General features: G+C 38.6%; 15 protein-coding genes. 12 read left to right on the plus strand and 3 right to left on the minus strand.

All coding sequences use genetic code 11. The annotated features are described in order from the left end of the window. Positions 1-69 precede the first annotated feature (69 nt). A complete protein-coding gene (gene ycaO / locus AACU95_RS11645; protein WP_036894537.1) occupies positions 70-1,827 on the minus strand; it encodes a 30S ribosomal protein S12 methylthiotransferase accessory factor YcaO in 1,758 nt (585 codons plus the stop codon). A 227-nt stretch (positions 1,828-2,054) separates the two neighbouring features. Here ycaO and ansB point away from each other — a divergent pair, with 227 nt between their 5' ends. After that, complete coding sequence (ansB, locus tag AACU95_RS11650; protein ID WP_004244579.1) at positions 2,055-3,092, plus strand: L-asparaginase 2; 1,038 nt, start codon at positions 2,055-2,057, stop codon at positions 3,090-3,092. A 74-nt stretch (positions 3,093-3,166) separates the two neighbouring features. Here the strand turns inward: ansB and AACU95_RS11655 are convergent, their stop codons facing one another. After that, complete coding sequence (locus AACU95_RS11655) at positions 3,167-4,420, minus strand: two-partner secretion domain-containing protein (RefSeq protein ID WP_004244580.1); 1,254 nt, start codon at positions 4,418-4,420, stop codon at positions 3,167-3,169. 136 nt (positions 4,421-4,556) lie between these two features. Next, on the minus strand, positions 4,557-5,987 hold the full coding sequence (locus tag AACU95_RS11660) for an MFS transporter (protein ID WP_004244581.1): 1,431 nt from the start codon (positions 5,985-5,987) through the stop codon (positions 4,557-4,559). 136 nt (positions 5,988-6,123) lie between these two features. On the opposite strand from AACU95_RS11660, the gene serC reads away from it, so the two are divergent. The 11 genes from serC to kdsB all read left to right on the plus strand — a co-directional run bounded on the left by serC (position 6,124) and on the right by kdsB (position 19,499). Beyond that, positions 6,124-7,212 (plus strand): 3-phosphoserine/phosphohydroxythreonine transaminase, encoded by a 1,089-nt coding sequence (gene serC, locus AACU95_RS11665; RefSeq protein ID WP_004244582.1) that lies wholly within the window; start codon positions 6,124-6,126, stop codon positions 7,210-7,212. A gap of 196 nt (positions 7,213-7,408) precedes the next feature. Then, entirely contained in the window at positions 7,409-8,695 is a 1,287-nt protein-coding gene (aroA, locus tag AACU95_RS11670) for a 3-phosphoshikimate 1-carboxyvinyltransferase (RefSeq protein WP_012367711.1), read from the plus strand. Between the two features lie 288 nt (positions 8,696-8,983). Further along, positions 8,984-9,661, plus strand: coding sequence for a (d)CMP kinase (gene cmk, locus AACU95_RS11675; protein WP_004244585.1), 678 nt, complete (start codon positions 8,984-8,986; stop codon positions 9,659-9,661). Between the two features lie 181 nt (positions 9,662-9,842). Continuing rightward, positions 9,843-11,516 (plus strand): 30S ribosomal protein S1, encoded by a 1,674-nt coding sequence (rpsA, locus tag AACU95_RS11680; protein ID WP_004244586.1) that lies wholly within the window; start codon positions 9,843-9,845, stop codon positions 11,514-11,516. Positions 11,517-11,580: 64 nt separating this feature from the next. Further along, positions 11,581-11,868 carry an integration host factor subunit beta gene (gene ihfB, locus AACU95_RS11685; RefSeq protein WP_004244587.1) on the plus strand — a complete coding sequence of 96 codons (288 nt, stop codon included), beginning with the start codon at positions 11,581-11,583 and terminating at the stop codon, positions 11,866-11,868. A gap of 410 nt (positions 11,869-12,278) precedes the next feature. After that, positions 12,279-14,648 (plus strand): DNA internalization-related competence protein ComEC/Rec2, encoded by a 2,370-nt coding sequence (locus AACU95_RS11690; RefSeq protein ID WP_161737068.1) that lies wholly within the window; start codon positions 12,279-12,281, stop codon positions 14,646-14,648. Positions 14,649-14,684: 36 nt separating this feature from the next. Continuing rightward, complete coding sequence (msbA, locus tag AACU95_RS11695) at positions 14,685-16,430, plus strand: lipid A ABC transporter ATP-binding protein/permease MsbA (RefSeq protein WP_004244589.1); 1,746 nt, start codon at positions 14,685-14,687, stop codon at positions 16,428-16,430. Then, positions 16,427-17,428: a tetraacyldisaccharide 4'-kinase gene (gene lpxK, locus AACU95_RS11700; RefSeq protein WP_017827044.1), complete on the plus strand. Its 1,002-nt coding sequence runs from the start codon at positions 16,427-16,429 to the stop codon at positions 17,426-17,428. The genes msbA and lpxK overlap by 4 nt, the downstream gene beginning before the upstream one ends. A gap of 495 nt (positions 17,429-17,923) precedes the next feature. Continuing rightward, a complete protein-coding gene (locus AACU95_RS11705; protein WP_004247631.1) occupies positions 17,924-18,139 on the plus strand; it encodes a cold-shock protein in 216 nt (71 codons plus the stop codon). Between the two features lie 414 nt (positions 18,140-18,553). Beyond that, positions 18,554-18,733 (plus strand): Trm112 family protein, encoded by a 180-nt coding sequence (locus AACU95_RS11710; protein ID WP_004244593.1) that lies wholly within the window; start codon positions 18,554-18,556, stop codon positions 18,731-18,733. Positions 18,734-18,737: 4 nt separating this feature from the next. After that, positions 18,738-19,499 carry a 3-deoxy-manno-octulosonate cytidylyltransferase gene (gene kdsB / locus AACU95_RS11715; protein WP_004244594.1) on the plus strand — a complete coding sequence of 254 codons (762 nt, stop codon included), beginning with the start codon at positions 18,738-18,740 and terminating at the stop codon, positions 19,497-19,499. Positions 19,500-19,578 lie beyond the last annotated feature (79 nt).

The raw sequence follows: 19,578 nt of genomic DNA on the forward strand, positions 1-19,578 counted from the left end.
ATTTTAAACAAAGCGATTATTAATCAGTTAAAAATAATTATTTAATAAATAACCTTAAATAAAATAATGTTATTTATTCGATTGACGTTTTGCTTGTTGTAATTTTTCATACGCGGCTAATAAAGATTGATGAACAGGCAAATTCGCTAATGATGGATCAATGGGTTGCAAGCCATAAAAAGGTTGTTTACCTTCAATTGCATTTAATGCAGCTTGCAGTGTTTCCTCGCCATACATACGAGAAAAAGCCTCCATATATTGTGCAGGCTCACGATCATGCTCTTCACGTAGGAGTAAAAGATTATGCAGGCAACGATAATAATTTTGACGCGCTGGTGTAAATAATGATGCGTTGAAATCTTGTGTCCACTCAACCCAAACTAATGCTTGTTCTAAATCGCCACCAGCGAGTGCTAACATTGATTTTAATTCACCTACACGTAAATGACTCCAGCCATTATCTTTACCCGGTGCAATACCAATCATTTCTCTGATACGAGTAAAGTCATCTAAGCCATCTTCATCAAATTGACCAATAAGTGAGAGGTACTCTTCTTTTGTGCCATGACTTGTTGGTAAAGAAAGAATGGTATCACGCCAATGGACACCCATAATGTTATTGGCTAGTTGCAGATCTTCAGCAGGATAAATATCGGATAAGCCAGGGACTAAAATACGGCAAGCATAAACCCCTAAATGGTCATAATCCATAATATACACTTCCGCATCACATTGCTGGCACAGTGACATTAATGTGTGGAATTCTTCTTCGGTTGAACCACTGAAATCCCAATCAACAAATGGATAGTCTGCATCTTTTTTAAACAGATCCCAACTAATTAAACCACTAGAGTCGATAAAGTGGGTTTCAAGATTAGTGTGGTCACCGACTTCTTCATCATCAAAACTCGGTGGATTGAAAACATCGAGATCTTTAAGGCTACGGCCTTGCAATAACTCAGTAACAGTACGCTCTAATGCCACACCAAAATCGGGATGAGCACCAAAAGAAGCGAAACAAGTCCCATTTTGTGGGTTAAACAGCACGACGCAAATAACGGGGAATTGTCCCCCTAAAGATGCATCAAAACTAAAAATAGGGAAGCCTTCTTTTTCTAATGTCGTAATAGCTTCAATAACAGCAGGATAACGAGCTAAAACTTCATGGGGGATTTTAGGCAAGCTAATTCTTTCGCTGATAATTCTATTTTTGACATAGCGTTCAAACACTTCAGAAAGCCCTTGCACTCGAGCTTCATTTTGCGTATTTCCTGCTGACATACCATTAGATGCATAAAGATTTGCAATGATATTAACAGGTATATATACAGGTGTTTTATCTGATTGGCGAATAAACGGTAAGGCACAAATACCACGTTCTGAATTACTTGATTGTAAATCAACCAGTTCACTGCCACATAGCTCACCTTCAGGATCGTAAAATTGACGTAAACGTGCATCTAATAAGCCTTCAGGTACAGCATCATCATCTGTCAGTGGAAACCATTTTTCATTTGGGTAATGAACAAACTCACCTTCTGCAATATCAGCACCTAACCAGAAATCAGAAAAGAAATAATTGGTTGAGAGACGTTCAAAATATTCGCCTAATGCTGAAGCCAATGCTGCTTTTTTAGTAGCACCTTTGCCGTTAGTAAAACATAACGGACAATCTTTATCACGAATATGAACAGACCAAACGTTAGGAACAGGATTTAACCATGAAGCTTCTTCAATGTTAAAACCTAACTGAGTTAATTTTTGCTGAAAGCTAGCGATAGAGTCTTCCAGTGCGGCATCTTTGCCGGGAATAAATGTTTGTGACATGGCAGGTTTCATCAATATTTTACGAGTGATAGTTAGGGGCACATGATACTGAAATCGTCGCTAATGCACTAATTATTTCTCGTGTCGGTTGATTTTAAATAACATTCCTTATCATTAATGCACTAATATATTAGTTCTTTTGATAAATTCGTTCTATTTATCACGGAATTACTGATAATAAATCATCATAATTGGACGCGATTTTATAGACTCATAAGGATTAAAAAATGATAAGAAAAACATTGCTAGCCAGCTTATTAACCGTAATTAGTGGTACCGTTTTTGCTTTACCTAATGTGACAATCCTCGCAACTGGGGGAACCATCGCAGGGGGTGGTGACTCTGCCACTTCTTCAAGCTACACCGCAGGAAAATTAGGCATTGATACATTGATTAATGCCGTACCTGAGGCAAAAAAAGTGGCTAACTTAACAGGCGAGCAAGTGGTTAATATTGGTTCGCAAGATATGAACGACCAAGTGTGGTTAAAACTGGCGAATAAAATTAATACGGATTGTGATAAAACAGACGGCTTTGTGATAACCCATGGTACAGATACGATGGAAGAGACCGCCTATTTTCTTGACTTAACCACAGCATGTAAAAAACCGGTGGTGATGGTAGGGGCAATGCGCCCAGCAACAGCATTAGGTGCTGATGGTCCATTAAACCTCTATAATGCCGTGGTGGTGGCAAGTGATAAAGCATCTGAAAATCGTGGTGTATTAGTTACCATGAATAATTCAGTGATCAGTGGTAAAGATGTTGTCAAAATGAATACGACAGAAGTGCAAGCATTCCAGCCGATTAATGCAGGTGCTCAAGGTTATGTTCATGATGGTAAAGTACACTATTACACTGCTGCAACACCGCGCGCTGAGAAAGTTGCCTTTGATGTCAGCAAATTAACCGAATTACCAAAAGTAGGTATTGTTTATAACTATGCTAATGCATCTGATTTACCGGCTAAAGCGTTTATAGATAACCACTTTAAAGGTATTGTTAGTGCAGGTGTCGGCAATGGTAACTTATATTCTGACATCTTAAATACTTTAGCTGATGGTGTAAAAAAAGGTGTTGTTGTGGTTCGTTCAAGTCGTGTTCCGGTTGGATTTACCACACAAAATGGTGAAGTAGATGATGCAAAATATGGCTTTATTGCTTCAGAACGTTTAAATCCACAGAAAGCAAGAGTGTTATTACAGTTATCTTTGACAGAAACACAAGATCCCGCCACGATCCAAGAAAACTTTGAAAAATATTAATTAAATTTTTTGTTTTTTAGTTAAATCAGAAAACCATCTGCTGATAAATAGCAGATGGTTTTCTTTGTTAAATATTATTTAATTTTGCGTAACTTAGTATAAATTTTGATATCTTCTCTATTATTTTGAATATTGCTTATATTCTTATCGCGTGTGTGTAACCGTTCTGTCATGATAATACCATCATTTATCAGATTACTATCCTCACTAATATCTAAAGTTAAGTTTTTCATTTGGCTAATAGTATTTTTGGGTATTAACCCTATGTATGTCTCGCTATAGTTATTGTTATTTTTACCAGTATTAAGCCAATATTGCATGCCAATAGTTCCACTTTCCATATTGTGGAAGAAAGACTTATTTTGCAGATCTAAATATCCGCCTCTGGCGAGAATATATCCATGGTTATTAAATATTGTTTTATTTAGATTAAGTTGTATGGCATTTTTACTACGGTTACTACTTTCTAAACTACCATAATTATAAATAGTAGTATCAGAAGCATTAATAATGATGTTTTTAGAAGAGATTAAACCTTGTTTTTTAGGATCACCATTTTTATCACCTAATATTATCTGATTAGGTAGATTGTTTCTTTTTATATTTGAGCGCATGGCGTATTCTTGTTTTAAGATACTTTCACCTTCTTTAATTATTATATCTCTTTTACCTGAGTAAATACTTATATCTCCTTTAGAAGATATAAAGCCGTTTTCTAACTTAATGTTATTAGATATGATATTAAGTTTATTAAAAGAATGACTAGAACTACGGTCATTTTTGTTACTGAATACAATTTTTCCAATATGTTCAATTGATTTTCCACCCCTATATCCTTTATTTATAGGAGCGATAGCTTTTTCTAAGCGGTAGCCGATTAATTCATCATTATTATTATTGATAACAGGTTTCCCTGTTGTTAACGTTTCTTGTAATGTATTCGAAAAACTACAATTATGGCATTCAATACCATTTGGGTTGGCTATAACAACATGAGCTGCATTGCCAGCTACCGCGATATTCCCCGCTAAGAATGACGTTGCTCCATTAACCACTTCATTAATAATAGTCTCAGCGGCAACCTCTTTATTATTTAAAATAATGCCAGCATCAGTTACATCAAATGTATCATATTTATTATGAGAAATGCCTTTGGGATTTTTTGGTGCTATTAATATTTCTGCTTGTTTAGGATTAATTTCATTAGGTTTAACTATTGTTGAAGAGTCTTGATTAATAGAAATATATTTATAGCTAGTTTGTTCTACGGCCTGGCATATTGATGGTGTGTATATTACGCCAATTATTATTGCATTTCTTAATTTCATATGTTTACCCTTGTATATTATTTAGGGCTAATTTAGCGATATTAAAAACATAAATAAAGATAGTCAGGTTTAAAAGGCGTTTATTTATAAAAAATAAAAAGGCTATTTTTTTAATAGCCTTTTGGGTTATATGTTATTAATGTTTTCTTATATTGGAAACAACGATTTTTGCAGTAATAAATGCAATCAGTGGGGTAATAGAAAATACAATAAATAACCAATGGGCTGCATTTTGTGCGCCAGCAATACCTCCGGGGTTGGTTAATCCTGCCATATTTACAACAGTACCTGAAATGGCAGCACCTACAGCGGTTGAAAATAGCTGAATAGTGGTGATTGACGTCGCCGCTTTTTGCGCTTCTTCCCCTTGAGAAACCTGTAATACACGAGTGAGATAATGAGGCCAAGCCATGCCAATTCCTGCACCTGTAAAAAAGAGGGCTAGACAAATAATAATCACTTGCCCATAAGGTAAAAGAAGATAATTTGAAATTAATAAGCCAAGAACAATTATGGCAGTAAAGTTAATGGCAGGGCCGATACGCATAAGACGCTGAGCAATACTGCTTGGTTGAGATGAAGAGATAATAGCCGAAAAAGACCAACCAGCACCGACTAAAGCAGCTAAATAACCGGAAAGTAACGGAGTAATGCCATGGATCATTTGTAAAAAATAGGGCACAAACACTTCTGTCTGAACACTTATTCCTAGCAATGCCATAGTCAGATAAATAGGGGATAGTGGGGCTGAGAAAGAGAATGTTCCTTTAGGAAAAAGCCCATCATGAGATCTCTTATCGATATAAATTAATAATAAGATAAAAATAATTGCTAATAGAAAAGATAAAATATGATATAGCGTAACGTGATACAAGCTACCGATTGAGATAGATAACACTGCTAATATTAATAAGGTAAGTTGTAGGTAGGGAAGTGATGTTTTTTTGTTAGCAATATCAGCACTGTTTTCCTTAGGAAGGATAGTAAACAGTAGAATAGCATAAGGAATGCCTACACAAAGAATAGACCAAAAAGCACCCCGCCAAATATTATATTCTGCAAATATTCCTCCTAATGCGGGACCCAGCAACGTTGATATTCCCCACATACTGGACATTAACGCCATAGCTCGAGACCATAATGGTTGCGGAAACATCACCCTGACCAATGAATAAGCTAAAGCCAGTAACATCCCGCCTCCCGCACCTTGAATAAATCGGCCAACCAACAAGATTGGCATTGAAGGGGCGGTAGCACAGATAATAGAGCCGACTAAAAAGCAGAGTGTGGCAAATAAGTAGCTATTACGTGGCGCGAGCAAAATTAATAAACGAGAAGTTAGCGCCGAAGAGAGAATGGATGCCAAAATAAAAACGGTGGTATTCCATGCATATAAATTAAGCCCCCCGATATCACGAACAATAGAAGGTAGGGTGGTAATGGTGATATAGACATTAATAGCATGTAATGCCACTCCCCCTGCTAAAGCGAGTGATTTTAGACTATTTCGTCCTTTAAGTAGCATTCCCCAGCTCGCATCTTCCTTTTTATACTGACTCCCCGACATAAAATACTCCTAACGATTATTTTTGTGTGCTACACATAATACGTAAGTTTACAAAAGTCATTGCGCCAATTAGAGGAGAATGATACAACCGATAGAGGTCGTTTTGTCAAAACATATTCAGATAGGGTGAATTTGAATGAGTCAGGTATATAACTTTAGTGCAGGTCCGGCCATGTTACCGGCAGAAGTTCTTCGTCGTGCAGAATTAGAATTATGCAACTGGCACGGATTAGGGCGTTCTGTTATGGAGATCAGCCACCGCAGTAAAGAATTTTTGGAGGTTGCCCATCAGGCAGAGCAAGATCTACGGGATCTACTCAATGTACCAGAAAATTATAAAATTCTGTTCTGTCATGGTGGCGCTCGTGGTCATTTTGCGGCATTACCGCTTAATTTATTAGGTGAGAAAACCACCGCTGATTATATCGATGGAGGATATTGGGCTAAAAGTGCTGCCGATGAAGCGGAAAAATATTGTTCACCTAATATCATTAAAATAAAGACAGAAATTGACGGTAAAATCGCGGTTAAACCAATGAAAGAGTGGCAATTAAGTGATAATGCAGCCTATGTGCATTATTGCCCAAATGAGACTATCGATGGGATTGCTATCCACGAAGAGCCGGATTTTGATGATAAAAAAATTGTTATTGCCGACTACTCTTCCGCTATTTTATCTCAGCCACTTGATGTTAGCCGTTTTGGCATGATTTACGCTGGAGCACAAAAAAATATTGGTCCTGCGGGGTTAACATTGGTAATTATTCGCGAAGATTTACTGGGTAAAGCACGTAAAGAAACCCCTTCAGTATTTGATTACACAGTACTGGCTGAAAATGACTCCATGTTTAATACACCGCCGACTTTTGCTTGGTACTTATCAGGCATGGTGTTTAAATGGTTAAAAGAGCAAGGTGGCTTGCAAGAGATAGCAAAACGCAATTATGAGAAAGCGACACTGCTTTATAGTGCGATTGATAACAGTGATTTCTATATTAACCGTATTGCAACAGAAAACCGCTCTTTGATGAACGTACCTTTCCAAATGTCTTCTCCTGCTTTAGATGCGGTTTTCTTAAAAGAAGCTGAAGAGCAAGGATTAGTTGCGCTGAAAGGGCACCGTGTTTCAGGCGGTATGCGAGCATCTATTTATAACGCAATGCCTTTTGCTGGTGTACAAGCATTAGTTGATTTTATGGCTGATTTTGAGCGTCGCCACGCTTAATGGTTACCTTTTCACTGCTGCAAAACCTGCCTTATTGGCAGGTTTTCTGATAATTAAAGCACAGAGAGCCAATAACTGTTATCTCTGTGCCAATATGGCAAATAGATAAATATTAATTACGATAATCATACTATTTGACATTATTACACAGCGTCTCTACCTATTTTGACTTATCTAGCGGAGCTTTTACCTGTTTATGGAATCGTTGACATTACAACCCATCGTACATATTGAAGGCACTATCAATTTACCCGGATCAAAAAGTGTCTCTAACCGTGCACTTTTATTGGCAGCTTTAGCCAAGGGAAAAACGCGTTTAACTAATTTATTAGATAGTGATGATATTCGTCATATGCTCAATGCGCTAACCGCCTTAGGGGTACAATATCAATTATCAAATAATAATACGGTATGTGATATTGAAGGGTTAGCAGGTTCTTTTCATCCCCAGCAGCCACTTGAGCTTTTTTTAGGCAATGCAGGAACAGCGATGCGCCCATTGGCGGCAGCTTTAAGCCTCGGAGAGCACGATATTGTTCTTACGGGTGAGCCTCGTATGAAAGAGCGTCCTATTGGTCATTTAGTGGATGCGTTACGTCAAGGGGGGGCAAAAATTGATTATCTTGAACAAACGGACTATCCGCCACTACGTGTTTGTGGGGGATTTTCGGGCGGGAGTGTTGATGTTGATGGCACCGTTTCCAGCCAATTTCTGACCGCATTACTAATGATGGCGCCTTTAGCTCAGCAAGACACCACTATTACCATTAAAGGTGAATTAGTCTCTAAACCTTATATTGATATCACGTTAGCCTTGATTAACACTTTTGGTGGAGAAATTGAAAATCAAAACTATCAGCGTTTTATGATTAAAGGTGGTCAACAATATCAATCTCCGGGTAAATATTTGGTTGAAGGCGATGCATCTTCTGCCTCTTATTTTTTGGCGGCAGCCGCCATTAAAGGAGGGATCGTGCGAGTAACCGGCATTGGTAAAAATAGCTTGCAAGGTGATATCCATTTTGCGTCTGTGCTTGAAAAAATGGGGGCTACAATACGTTGGGGTGACGATTATATAGAGTGTGAACGTGGCAAGTTAAAAGGGATAGATATGGATATGAATACTATTCCTGATGCGGCAATGACGATTGCTACGACAGCGCTTTTTGCTGAGGGTGAAACGACTATCCGTAATATCTATAACTGGCGGGTAAAAGAGACTGACCGTCTATCTGCCATGGCGACAGAATTACGTAAAGTTGGTGCGATGGTTGATGAAGGTCGCGACTACTTAACTGTGATACCGCCTAAACAGTTAACGACGGCTGAAATAAAAACCTATAATGATCACCGGATAGCTATGTGTTTTTCACTTGTGGCATTGTCTAACACGCCGATTACTATTCTTGATCCTGGCTGTACGGCAAAAACATTCCCTGACTATTTTGAAAAACTAGCAAGTATTTCTCATGCAAAAGTTTAATTAAAATAGCATCAATTAAATCGATAGTATTGGCTTTTCTCTAGTACGATACTATCGATTTTCTTAATTTAAGCGTGTTTTTATTCTATAAATAAGTAGATTAATAAAAAATTATCTTTAAAAAGCACAGCTTGTTTTTAACTGCTTGTTTCCTCCTCTAGAGAGTATGCGTATAATGACGCGCAATATATTAATACTGTTTTTCTCTGTTTAGAGCTTATGTTGTAGAACGCCATAGGTTCACGGCAGTAAATATAGAAAAACAGTGCCCATGAAAAGGAGAAACTCATGGCGGTTATCGTCCCTGTAATTACTGTTGATGGGCCTAGCGGAGCAGGTAAAGGAACATTGTGTCAAGCATTAGCAAAAGCCTTTGGTTGGCATTTACTTGATTCCGGTGCTATTTACCGTGTATTAGCATTAGCAGCATTACATCATCATGTGGACATTACATCAGAAGATGCATTAGTGCCTTTAGCGGCGAATTTGGATGTGCGCTTTATTCCTAATGAAAATGGATTAAGTGTTATTCTGGAAGGTGAAGATGTTTCAACCGAAATTCGTACTGAAACCGTTGGCAACACAGCGTCACAAGCAGCAACGTTTCCTCGCGTAAGAGAAGCATTATTACGCCGTCAGCGTGCATTTCGTACTGCACCGGGATTAATTGCTGATGGCCGAGATATGGGCACAATCGTTTTTCCTGATGCGCAAGTAAAGATATTTCTTGATGCCAGTGCGCAAGAGCGTGCACGTCGTCGCATGTTACAGTTGCAGGAGAAAGGCTTTAATGTTAACTTTGAACGCCTTTTATCCGAGATAAAAGAGCGTGATTATCGTGATAGAAATCGCGCAGTAGCGCCTTTGGTTGCGGCAAAAGATGCATTAATTCTCGATTCAACAAGCTTATCTATTGATGAAGTTATTGAAAAATCGTTAGCTTATGCGAAAAAAATCTGCAATTAACAGCGTAATTCGTTTTTATTTCGTTTATACTAGGTAATTATTAAAATCGGGTTGACGTGTTAATGAATACACAATAATGCCCGATGACCTTGTCACAAAGGATGTAACGAGGTATGTGAAACAACCCCATTCGGCCGGATGCTAAATGGACGTTAATTAAATTTACTTGAAGATCATTAACATGACAGAATCTTTTGCTCAACTCTTTGAAGAATCCCTAAAAACAATCGAAACTCGTCCAGGTGCAATCGTTCGTGGCGTTGTTGTTGCTATCGATAAAGACGTTGTTCTGGTTGATGCAGGTCTGAAATCAGAATCTGCGATTCCTGTAGAACAATTCAAAAACGCGCAAGGCGAATTAGAAATCCAAGTGGGTGACGAAATTGACGTTGCTCTGGACGCGGTTGAAGATGGCTTCGGTGAAACCGTTCTGTCTCGTGAGAAAGCTAAACGTCACGAAGCGTGGCTGATGCTGGAAAAAGCTTACGAAGAAAACGAAACTGTTGTTGGTATCATCAACGGTAAAGTTAAAGGTGGTTTCACTGTTGAACTGAACGGCATTCGTGCGTTCTTACCGGGTTCACTGGTAGACGTTCGCCCAGTTCGCGATACAACTCATCTGGAAAACAAAGAGCTTGAGTTCAAAGTCATCAAATTAGACCAAAAACGTAACAACGTTGTTGTGTCTCGTCGTGCGGTTATCGAATCTGAGAACAGCGCAGAACGTGATCAACTGTTAGAAAACCTGCAAGAAGGCATGGAAGTTAAAGGTATCGTTAAGAACCTTACTGACTACGGTGCATTCGTTGATCTGGGCGGTGTTGACGGCTTACTGCACATCACTGATATGGCTTGGAAACGTGTTAAACACCCAAGCGAAATTGTCAATGTTGGCGACGAAATCACTGTTAAAGTCCTGAAATTCGACCGTGAGCGTACTCGCGTATCATTAGGTCTGAAACAACTGGGCGAAGATCCATGGGTAGCTATCGCTAAACGTTATCCAGAAGGTACTAAACTGACTGGTCGTGTAACTAACCTGACTGACTATGGTTGCTTCGTAGAAATCGAAGAAGGCGTTGAAGGTCTGGTACACGTTTCTGAAATGGATTGGACTAACAAAAACATTCACCCATCTAAAGTTGTTAACGTTGGTGATGTTGTTGAAGTTATGGTTCTTGACATCGATGAAGAACGTCGTCGTATTTCACTGGGTCTGAAACAGTGTAAAGCAAATCCATGGCAGCAATTCGCAGAAACTCACAACAAAAACGACCGTGTTGAAGGTAAAATCAAGTCTATCACTGACTTCGGTATCTTCATCGGCTTAGACGGTGGTATTGACGGTCTGGTTCACTTATCTGACATTTCTTGGAATGTTGCAGGTGAAGAAGCTGTTCGTGAGTACAAAAAAGGCGACGAAATCGCTGCAGTAGTACTGCAAGTTGACGCTGAGCGTGAGCGTATCTCTCTGGGCGTTAAACAATTATCAGAAGATCCATTCAATAATTACCTGTCTGCTCACAAAAAAGGTGCTATTGTTTCTGGTAAAGTAACTGCTGTTGATGCTAAAGGCGCAACTGTAGAATTAGCTGACGGCGTTGAAGGTTACCTACGTGCTTCAGAAGCTTCACGTGACCGCGTTGAAGATGCAACTCTGGTTCTGAATGTTGGCGATGCTGTAGAAGCTAAATACACTGGTGTTGACCGTAAAAACCGCGTTATCAACCTGTCTGTTCGTGCTAAAGACGAAGCAGATGAGAAAGACGCTATCGCTTCTGTAAACAACAAAGAAGAAGCTGGTTTTTCAAACAACGCTATGGCTGAAGCTTTCAAAGCAGCTAAAGGCGAATAATTTAAGTTATTAACGGAAGGCAACGAGAGTCGTTGCCTATTTATCGGTAGTCTAGGGAGGTAATATGACCAAGTCTGAGTTAATCGAGAGACTTGCAGGCCTACAATCTCATCTTTCGGCTAAGACGGTTGAAGAAGCTGTAAAAGAAATGCTTGATCATATGGCTGATACTTTGGCTGATGGTGAGCGTATCGAAGTCCGCGGATTCGGCAGTTTTTCTCTACACTACCGTGCGCCGCGTACGGGTCGTAACCCGAAAACTGGTGATAAGGTAGAGCTGGAAGGTAAATACGTTCCACACTTTAAGCCAGGTAAAGAGTTACGTGACCGTGTAAATATTTATACGGAATAATAGTTTCCTATCAAATAGGCATAAAGTTAGTAAACTTTTTCAAAAACGGTGCTTCGGTGCCGTTTTTTATTGGTTATCGGTTGGTATTAAGTTACGTTCTATTCTCTATTCTCTATTCTCTATTCTCTATTCTCTATATTCTTTATCACTTCTCTATATTCTCTTTATTAGCGATTGTTGTAAGACATTGGGCTTACCTTACGTGATCTTTATCTATTTGGCTTGAGTTAATTTTGATATTTGCCGTTATTCCATCACTTTTTAGAACAACTTCGCAAAAAATAGTGTATGCGCTTAAAACGAAAGTTTTTATTAAAAGAGAGTTCGAAAAAAATACGATTTTAACTATCTTAGATAACAATTTAACAGCATGATATTACAAGGAAAAATTAATTACATGGATGTAAAATATGATTTTATTAGTCAAGATAAAATATATTTATAGAAATAAAATAGCGTTAATAAAATGGCATTATCTATATGCTAAATATATTGCAATGCTAGGGCTAAAACCTCTTAATATAGATTATCTTGCCGTTATCATTATATTAAGTTGCTTACCTTTACTTATTCAACGTGAAACACTGAGTTTATCCCTGAGTTATACACTGATTATCGTAGGGATATTGTTATATTTAATTCCTTTTTCATACTTACGTTTTTTGTTGCTATTACTCTGTTTTTGGTGCTATGCAAACAGTACTGCCTCCTCTTTAATGGTCAAAACCTCTCAACTTGCTGACACCATTGCCACAATAGAAAGCGCAATTCTAGAATATCGTCGCTTGCCGGATAGCAATATAATGATTAAAGTTGCTATTCCTAAACAGCATCTCTTTTCTGCTAAACTCTATGCCAATATATATTGGCGTCATCCGCCTAAAAATGTCGTAGTCGGGCAAACATGGCTGTTTAAAATTCACTTTCGTGCAGTACATGGTTATTTAAATGAGGGAGGATTTGACAGCCAAAAATATGCCGTTTCAGTAAGAGAAACATTGTCAGGAAAAATATTATCAGCCACATTAACGAATTCTCACCTTCCTATTTATACTCAATTTATTCACTATCTTTCATCTTATTGGCAAGCCACAAAAAATAGTGGTGAAATCACAGCATTAGTGTTAGGTGATAAACGAGGTATTTCTGCCGAAAATAAAATACTTTATATGAAAACAGGTATTTCGCACCTTATTGTGATTTCAGGGCTGCATATTGGCCTTGCTGCTCTGTTTGGTTGGCTGATGGCGAGAGGAGTACAATATCTTTTCCCAACGCAATGGATTAACCCACAATTTCCTTTGGTTATTAGTTTAGGTTGTGGTGTTTTTTATGCGGCTTTATCAGGATGGGGGATCCCCGCAACCAGAGCGATAATAGGCCTAACTATTTGGGTTTTACTCCATTGGCGTAGTGGACTTTTTTTACCTTGGCAGTGGGCGATTTGGAGTGCAGCAGTGATTTTATTGCTTGATCCGCTCGCCATATTATCCGCTAGTTTTTGGTTATCCTTTTCTGCGGTATTTGCCATCATTGTTTGGTATTGGCTCTATCCATTAAATAAAAGATTTAGCCAGCAAAAACGTTGGTTTGTTATTAGACTCATTCATTTGCAACTAGGGCTATTGATCATCTTATTACCCTTTCAATACTACTTATTTGGTGGTGGTAATCTTTTTAGTTTGCTTGTTAATTTATGGGCTGTACCTATTATTTCGTTTATTACCGTACCACTTATTATGTGTGGGCTATTTACTGCCTTTTTACCTGTTATACAACCTATTATTTGGTCATGGGTTGATCAGTCTATCAATTGGGCATTTTTCTGTGCGCCTTATTTTCTTGCGTATTGGCAACCCTGTGGCGCTGTCCCCTGGTTATTTGCATTAAGCGGTATTATGACTCTTTTAGTTATCAAAATGAGCTGGTGGCGTCATCATGTGATTATTTTGATCACTATTGCTACTTTTTTATATTGTGAACTGTCTTTCTCTAAACGTTATGATTGGCGAATAACCATGTTAGATGTTGGACATGGTTTAGCTATTATTCTTGAAAAAGAGGGAGAAGCGGTTATCTATGACACAGGGATACGTTGGAAAAGTGGTGGCACTATTGCTAAAAATGTTATTATTCCCTATCTAACGCATCATCGATTACAGCCTGTTGCCATGATAATTAGCCATGATCACCTTGATCATACCGGTGGTATTGACGACTTATTACGTGCTTATCCCAAGTTAACTATCCGTAGTAGCTTTGACAATCCCCAACATTTACCGTGCTTACAAGGGGGAGTATGGCAATGGAAAGACCTTACTTTCAACGCGCTCTGGCCGCTGACATTATCTCGCTCACCTAAAAATAATGATTCTTGTGTGATTTCATTAACGGATGGTAACAGTGTTATTTTATTAACAGGCGATCTGGAAAAAGAGGGGGAAGCACAATTACTGAGAAGGAAAAAAGCCTATTTAAAAGCGGATATTTTACAAGTTCCTCATCATGGTAGCCAAACATCATCCACATTGGCGTTTATTCAAGCAATATCACCAAAATATGCACTAGTTTCTGCTGCACGTTATAGCCCTTGGCGTTTACCTTCTGATAAAGTACATAACCGTTATAAAAAAGAGGCCATTGATTGGCTAACAACATCGATAAATGGGCAAATTTCTATCGAGTTTAAACACGGAAAGATTGATGTAGTCACCTATAGACGAGATATTTTACCTCGTTGGTATCATCAGTGGTTTGGTGTTTTGACGTTTCCCGAGTAGAATAGCCCGCTATTTATTAAAAGTTTGGTAATATATATGAATGATATAGACCTATCAACGTGGCAAACATTCCGACGCTTATGGCCGATGATTCGGATCTTTAAAGCGGGGTTGTTTGCTGCAGCAGGCGCATTAATCATAAATGCGGGTGTTGATGCATTTATGATCTCTTTATTGAAACCTCTGCTTGATGAAGGCTTCGGTAAAGCAAGTAATGATGTATTAAAATGGATGCCTTTAGCCGTTATTGGCCTGATAGTTCTGCGTGGTATATCTAACTTTATTTCTAGTTACTGCCTTTCTTGGGTATCAGGAAAAGTCGTGATGAATATGCGCCGTCGGCTGTTTTCTCATATTATGGGAATGCCGGTGAGCTTTTTTGATCAGCAATCTACAGGTACGTTATTATCACGTATTACCTATGATTCAGAACAGGTCGCTTCATCTTCATCAGGGGCTTTGATCACTGTTGTCCGTGAAGGGGCTTATATCATCGGCTTATTTGGCTTGATGTTCTACTATAGCTGGCAGTTATCACTTATCTTGATTGTGATCGCACCTATTGTGGCGGTGGTGATCAGAATGGTATCAACACGCTTTAGAACCATCAGTAAGCGTATCCAAAATAGTATGGGGCAGGTGACAACAAGTGCTGAACAAATGCTTAAAGGCCATAAAGAAGTCTTAATTTTTAATGGTCAAGAAGTTGAGAATAAGCGCTTTAATCATGTTAGTAACCATATTCGTCGCCAAGGTATGCGTATGGTGGTGGCATCTTCTATATCAGATCCCATTATCCAGCTTATTGCTTCTTTTGCTTTAGCCTTTGTTTTATATGCAGCCAGTTTTCCTGAGATTATGGATACCCTGACAGCAGGGACAATTACGGTGGTCTTCTCTTCAATGGTCGCTTTAATGCGCCCATTAAAATCATTAACTAACGTTAATGCTCAATTCCAACGAGGCATGGCTGCTTGCCAAACATTATTTGCTATCCTTGATATGGAACAAGAGAAAGATACCGGCACCCTTGAGCTGAAAAAACCAACAGGTGATATTGAGTTCCGTAATGTCACTTTCCAATATATCACCAAAGATACACCTGCTTTGAAAAATCTGTCCTTCACTATTCCTGAAGGGAAAACAGTGGCACTAGTAGGGCGTTCAGGCTCAGGTAAATCTACTATTGCAAACCTCCTCACTCGTTTTTATGACGTTAACGAAGGGGAGATTTTGATCAATGGTCACGATATTCGTGATTACACATTAAGATCACTACGTAATCAGGTTGCGTTAGTTTCACAAAATGTGCATCTGTTTAATGAAACGGTAGCAAACAATATTGTTTATGCTTGTGAAGACCAATATACCCGTGAGGATATCGAGAAAGCGGCTAAAATGGCCCATGCTATGGACTTTATCCAAAAATTAGATAATGGTCTCGATACTGAAATTGGTGAAAATGGCGTGTTGTTATCAGGTGGTCAGCGTCAACGTATTGCCATTGCAAGGGCACTATTGCGTGATGCGCCTATTCTTATCTTAGATGAGGCAACTTCAGCATTAGATACTGAGTCAGAGCGGGCAATTCAAGCTGCACTTGATGAACTGCAAAAAAATAGAACATCATTAGTGATTGCTCACCGTCTATCAACCATTGAAAAAGCAGATGAAATTTTAGTGATTGAAGATGGGGAAATTGTTGAACGTGGTGCTCATCTTGATTTAATTGAGCGAAAAGGCGTTTATGCTCAGCTACACAGGATGCAATTTGGCAAATGATTGAGCGGATTTGGTCTGGTAAATCGTGGTGTTACCTTCTTTTATTGCCTTTTTCATGGCTCTATGGGGCGATCAGCCTTTTTAGGCGTTTTGCCTATAAACAAGGCTGGTTATCCTCATGGAAATCCCCCGTACCTGTTGTTGTTGTGGGTAACTTAACGGCGGGAGGTAATGGTAAAACACCAGTGGTGATTTGGCTTGTTGAGCAATTAAAAGCACAAGGCTTTAAACCTGCGGTTGTTTCTCGTGGTTATGGCGGGAAATCAGACCAATATCCTTTATTATTGTCGCCAGAAACACAGCCGGCCGTCGCAGGAGATGAACCGGTTTTAATTTATCATCGCACTGGCGTACCTGTTGCCGTTGCACCTTCTCGCAGTGATGCAGTCAAAGCGCTATTAGCGCAATATGATCTTGATATTATTATTACTGATGATGGATTACAGCATTATGCCCTACAGCGAGATTATGAAATCGTTGTTATTGATGGACAACGGCGTTTTGGTAATGGCTGGTGGTTGCCCGCAGGGCCGATGAGAGAGCGCGCTCATCGTCTTGATTCTGTTAATGCGGTTATTGTCAATGGTGGTGATTGTCAAGCGAATGAAATAGCGATGAGTTTAGAGGGAGAAATCGCGGTAAATCTAAAGACAGGTGAGAAAAAAGCCATTACTGAGCTGGGTAATGCAGTTGCTATGGCCGGGATTGGTCATCCTCCTCGTTTTTTTAATTCCTTGCAAGATAAAGGAGTTAGGTTAATTGCGACTAAAGCCTTTAATGATCATAGTGAATATACCCTACAAGAGTTACAAATACTGACGCCTCACCAAGAGCCGCTGATTATGACAGAAAAAGACGCAGTTAAATGCCAGCATTTTGCGCAAAACAACTGGTGGTATTTGCCTGTCAGTGCGGTATTGAAAGATCTATCTGTGCTAAATCAAGTCAGCCAATTAGTGACAACGCGAAAAAAACTTGTATATGATCTGAAACAATGATATTTATAATGGAAATCAGGATAGCGTTACATAAAGATTACCTACCCACTAATCGCATACCGCTTTTGTCGTAGTTCAATTTAACTCGCTAATACCCTATCTACTCAAAAGCCTTGTGTGGAGAGTTTTTAGATCTTTATTGTAGAGTTAATATTGTTATGCTGTGGATATTATTCGTGCTTGATAGTTAAAATGCTTTCGAATAGAAATTACTTTATCATTTATATCAAGCAAGTTTATTGATAGGTACAGGCTACAATATAGAATATGTCATATATTTGTCATGAATATTTTGTAGTTTAGTGTCTGTTCAATAAATAGTTATCTAATTTAGCTATCACGATTTTGAACATTTATATTGAATAATAAAATGCACTACTTAAATTAATGTGTTCAGAATTTAATGGGGTTTTATATAAGAAGACTTAATAAAAAGTAGAATGCATGTGTATAGAAGATAAAAACTATACAAAGAACAAAAGGAGTTTATCTATCATGACATTACAATTAAGAATGGGTCGCGTAAAATGGTTTGACAATAATAAAGGATATGGTCTTATTGTTGCAAAAGATCTTGAACAAGATATTTACGTCAATAAAAAAGCGATTGCCAATACAAAAAATAAAGCACTAACCGAAGGCCAAGACGTTGAGTTTTCTGTTATCAAAACAGCAGCAGGTCTAGAAGCCGCTGATGTTATCGGGTTCTAAATAGTCGACACCTATAATAAATAGGCAAGATCATGTTTTAACCTATTGATTTAATTAAAATCTATCATTACGTTGATGCAAAAAGGATAAAATAAGACGTTATCACTGATTGCTCAAGGTAATATAAAATGGTTGCCACGTTAATTAGAATGCAATAAAGATAATAAAAAGGTTAAATTATTATCAATAAAAGCGGAATGTAATTCTTTATTAATGATGTTGCAGACAAAACGATAAAAGGCCACATTATTGTGGCTTTTTTGTTGCTTATAGTGAAAAAGAAAATAGTAAATTTATTAATAGAGAAAATATTTAGCGAATAATTACCAAACCCGCGGTGTAGAGTATTAACGCTGATCCTTCCTTATGATATCCTTTTATCCTATAACATGATTAACCCTTGTGAGGGACAAAATGGATCACCGCTTACTCGAAATTATTGCTTGCCCAGTTTGCCATGGCAAACTTATCTTTGATAAAGAAAATTCAGAGCTTATCTGCAAAATTGATCATCTCGCTTATCCTGTTCGTGACAATATTCCGGTTCTACTAGAGAATGAAGCCAGAGAGTTGTCATTAGAAGAGGAAAAATAACCTAATGTTTACGGTCATTATCCCAGGTCGATATGCGTCGACTCGGTTACCCGGTAAGCCACTTGCTGATATTCATGGCAAACCGATGATTGTTCGTGTTATGGAACAAGCAAAGCGTTCAGGTGCTAAACGTGTCATTGTTGCAACTGATAACTTAGATGTGGTTCGCGCTGTTGAACAAGCGGGTGGAGAAGCGTGTATGACCCGTGAAGACCACCATTCAGGTACAGAGCGTTTAGCTGAGGTTATCGAAAAATATCAATTCGCAGATGATGAGATAATCGTTAATGTACAAGGCGATGAACCACTCATTCCACCCGCAATTATTACGCAAGTGGCAGAAAATTTAGCTAATTGTGGTGCAGGTATGGCAACTCTTGCTGTGCCTATCGTCGACTCAAAAGAAGCCTTTAATCCTAACGCTGTAAAAGTGGTTATGGATGCGAAAGGTTTTGCACTGTACTTTTCTCGAGCCACTATTCCTTGGGAAAGAGATCGTTTTAATCTCTCTCATGATGAAATAGGCGAGCATTACTTACGTCATATCGGTATTTACGCTTATCGTGCAGGCTTTATTCGTCGTTATATTACTTGGGAGCCAAGCCCATTGGAGTCTATCGAAATGTTAGAGCAGCTGCGTGTATTGTGGTATGGCGAGAAAATCCATGTAGCAAAAGCGCTTGAAGTACCGGGTGTCGGGGTTGATACTCAAGATGACTTAATTGCCGCGAGAGCCGCTTTTCGGGCACTAAACCAAGAGTTCTAATATTTGCAGTATATTGCAAATTAATGTTTAACGGCACTGGTATTCAGTGCCGTTGTTGTTTTCTACCATCGATAAAAAA

The sequence above is a fragment of the Proteus sp. G4415 genome, from assembly GCF_963896075.1.
GTDB lineage: Bacteria > Pseudomonadota > Gammaproteobacteria > Enterobacterales > Enterobacteriaceae > Proteus > Proteus mirabilis.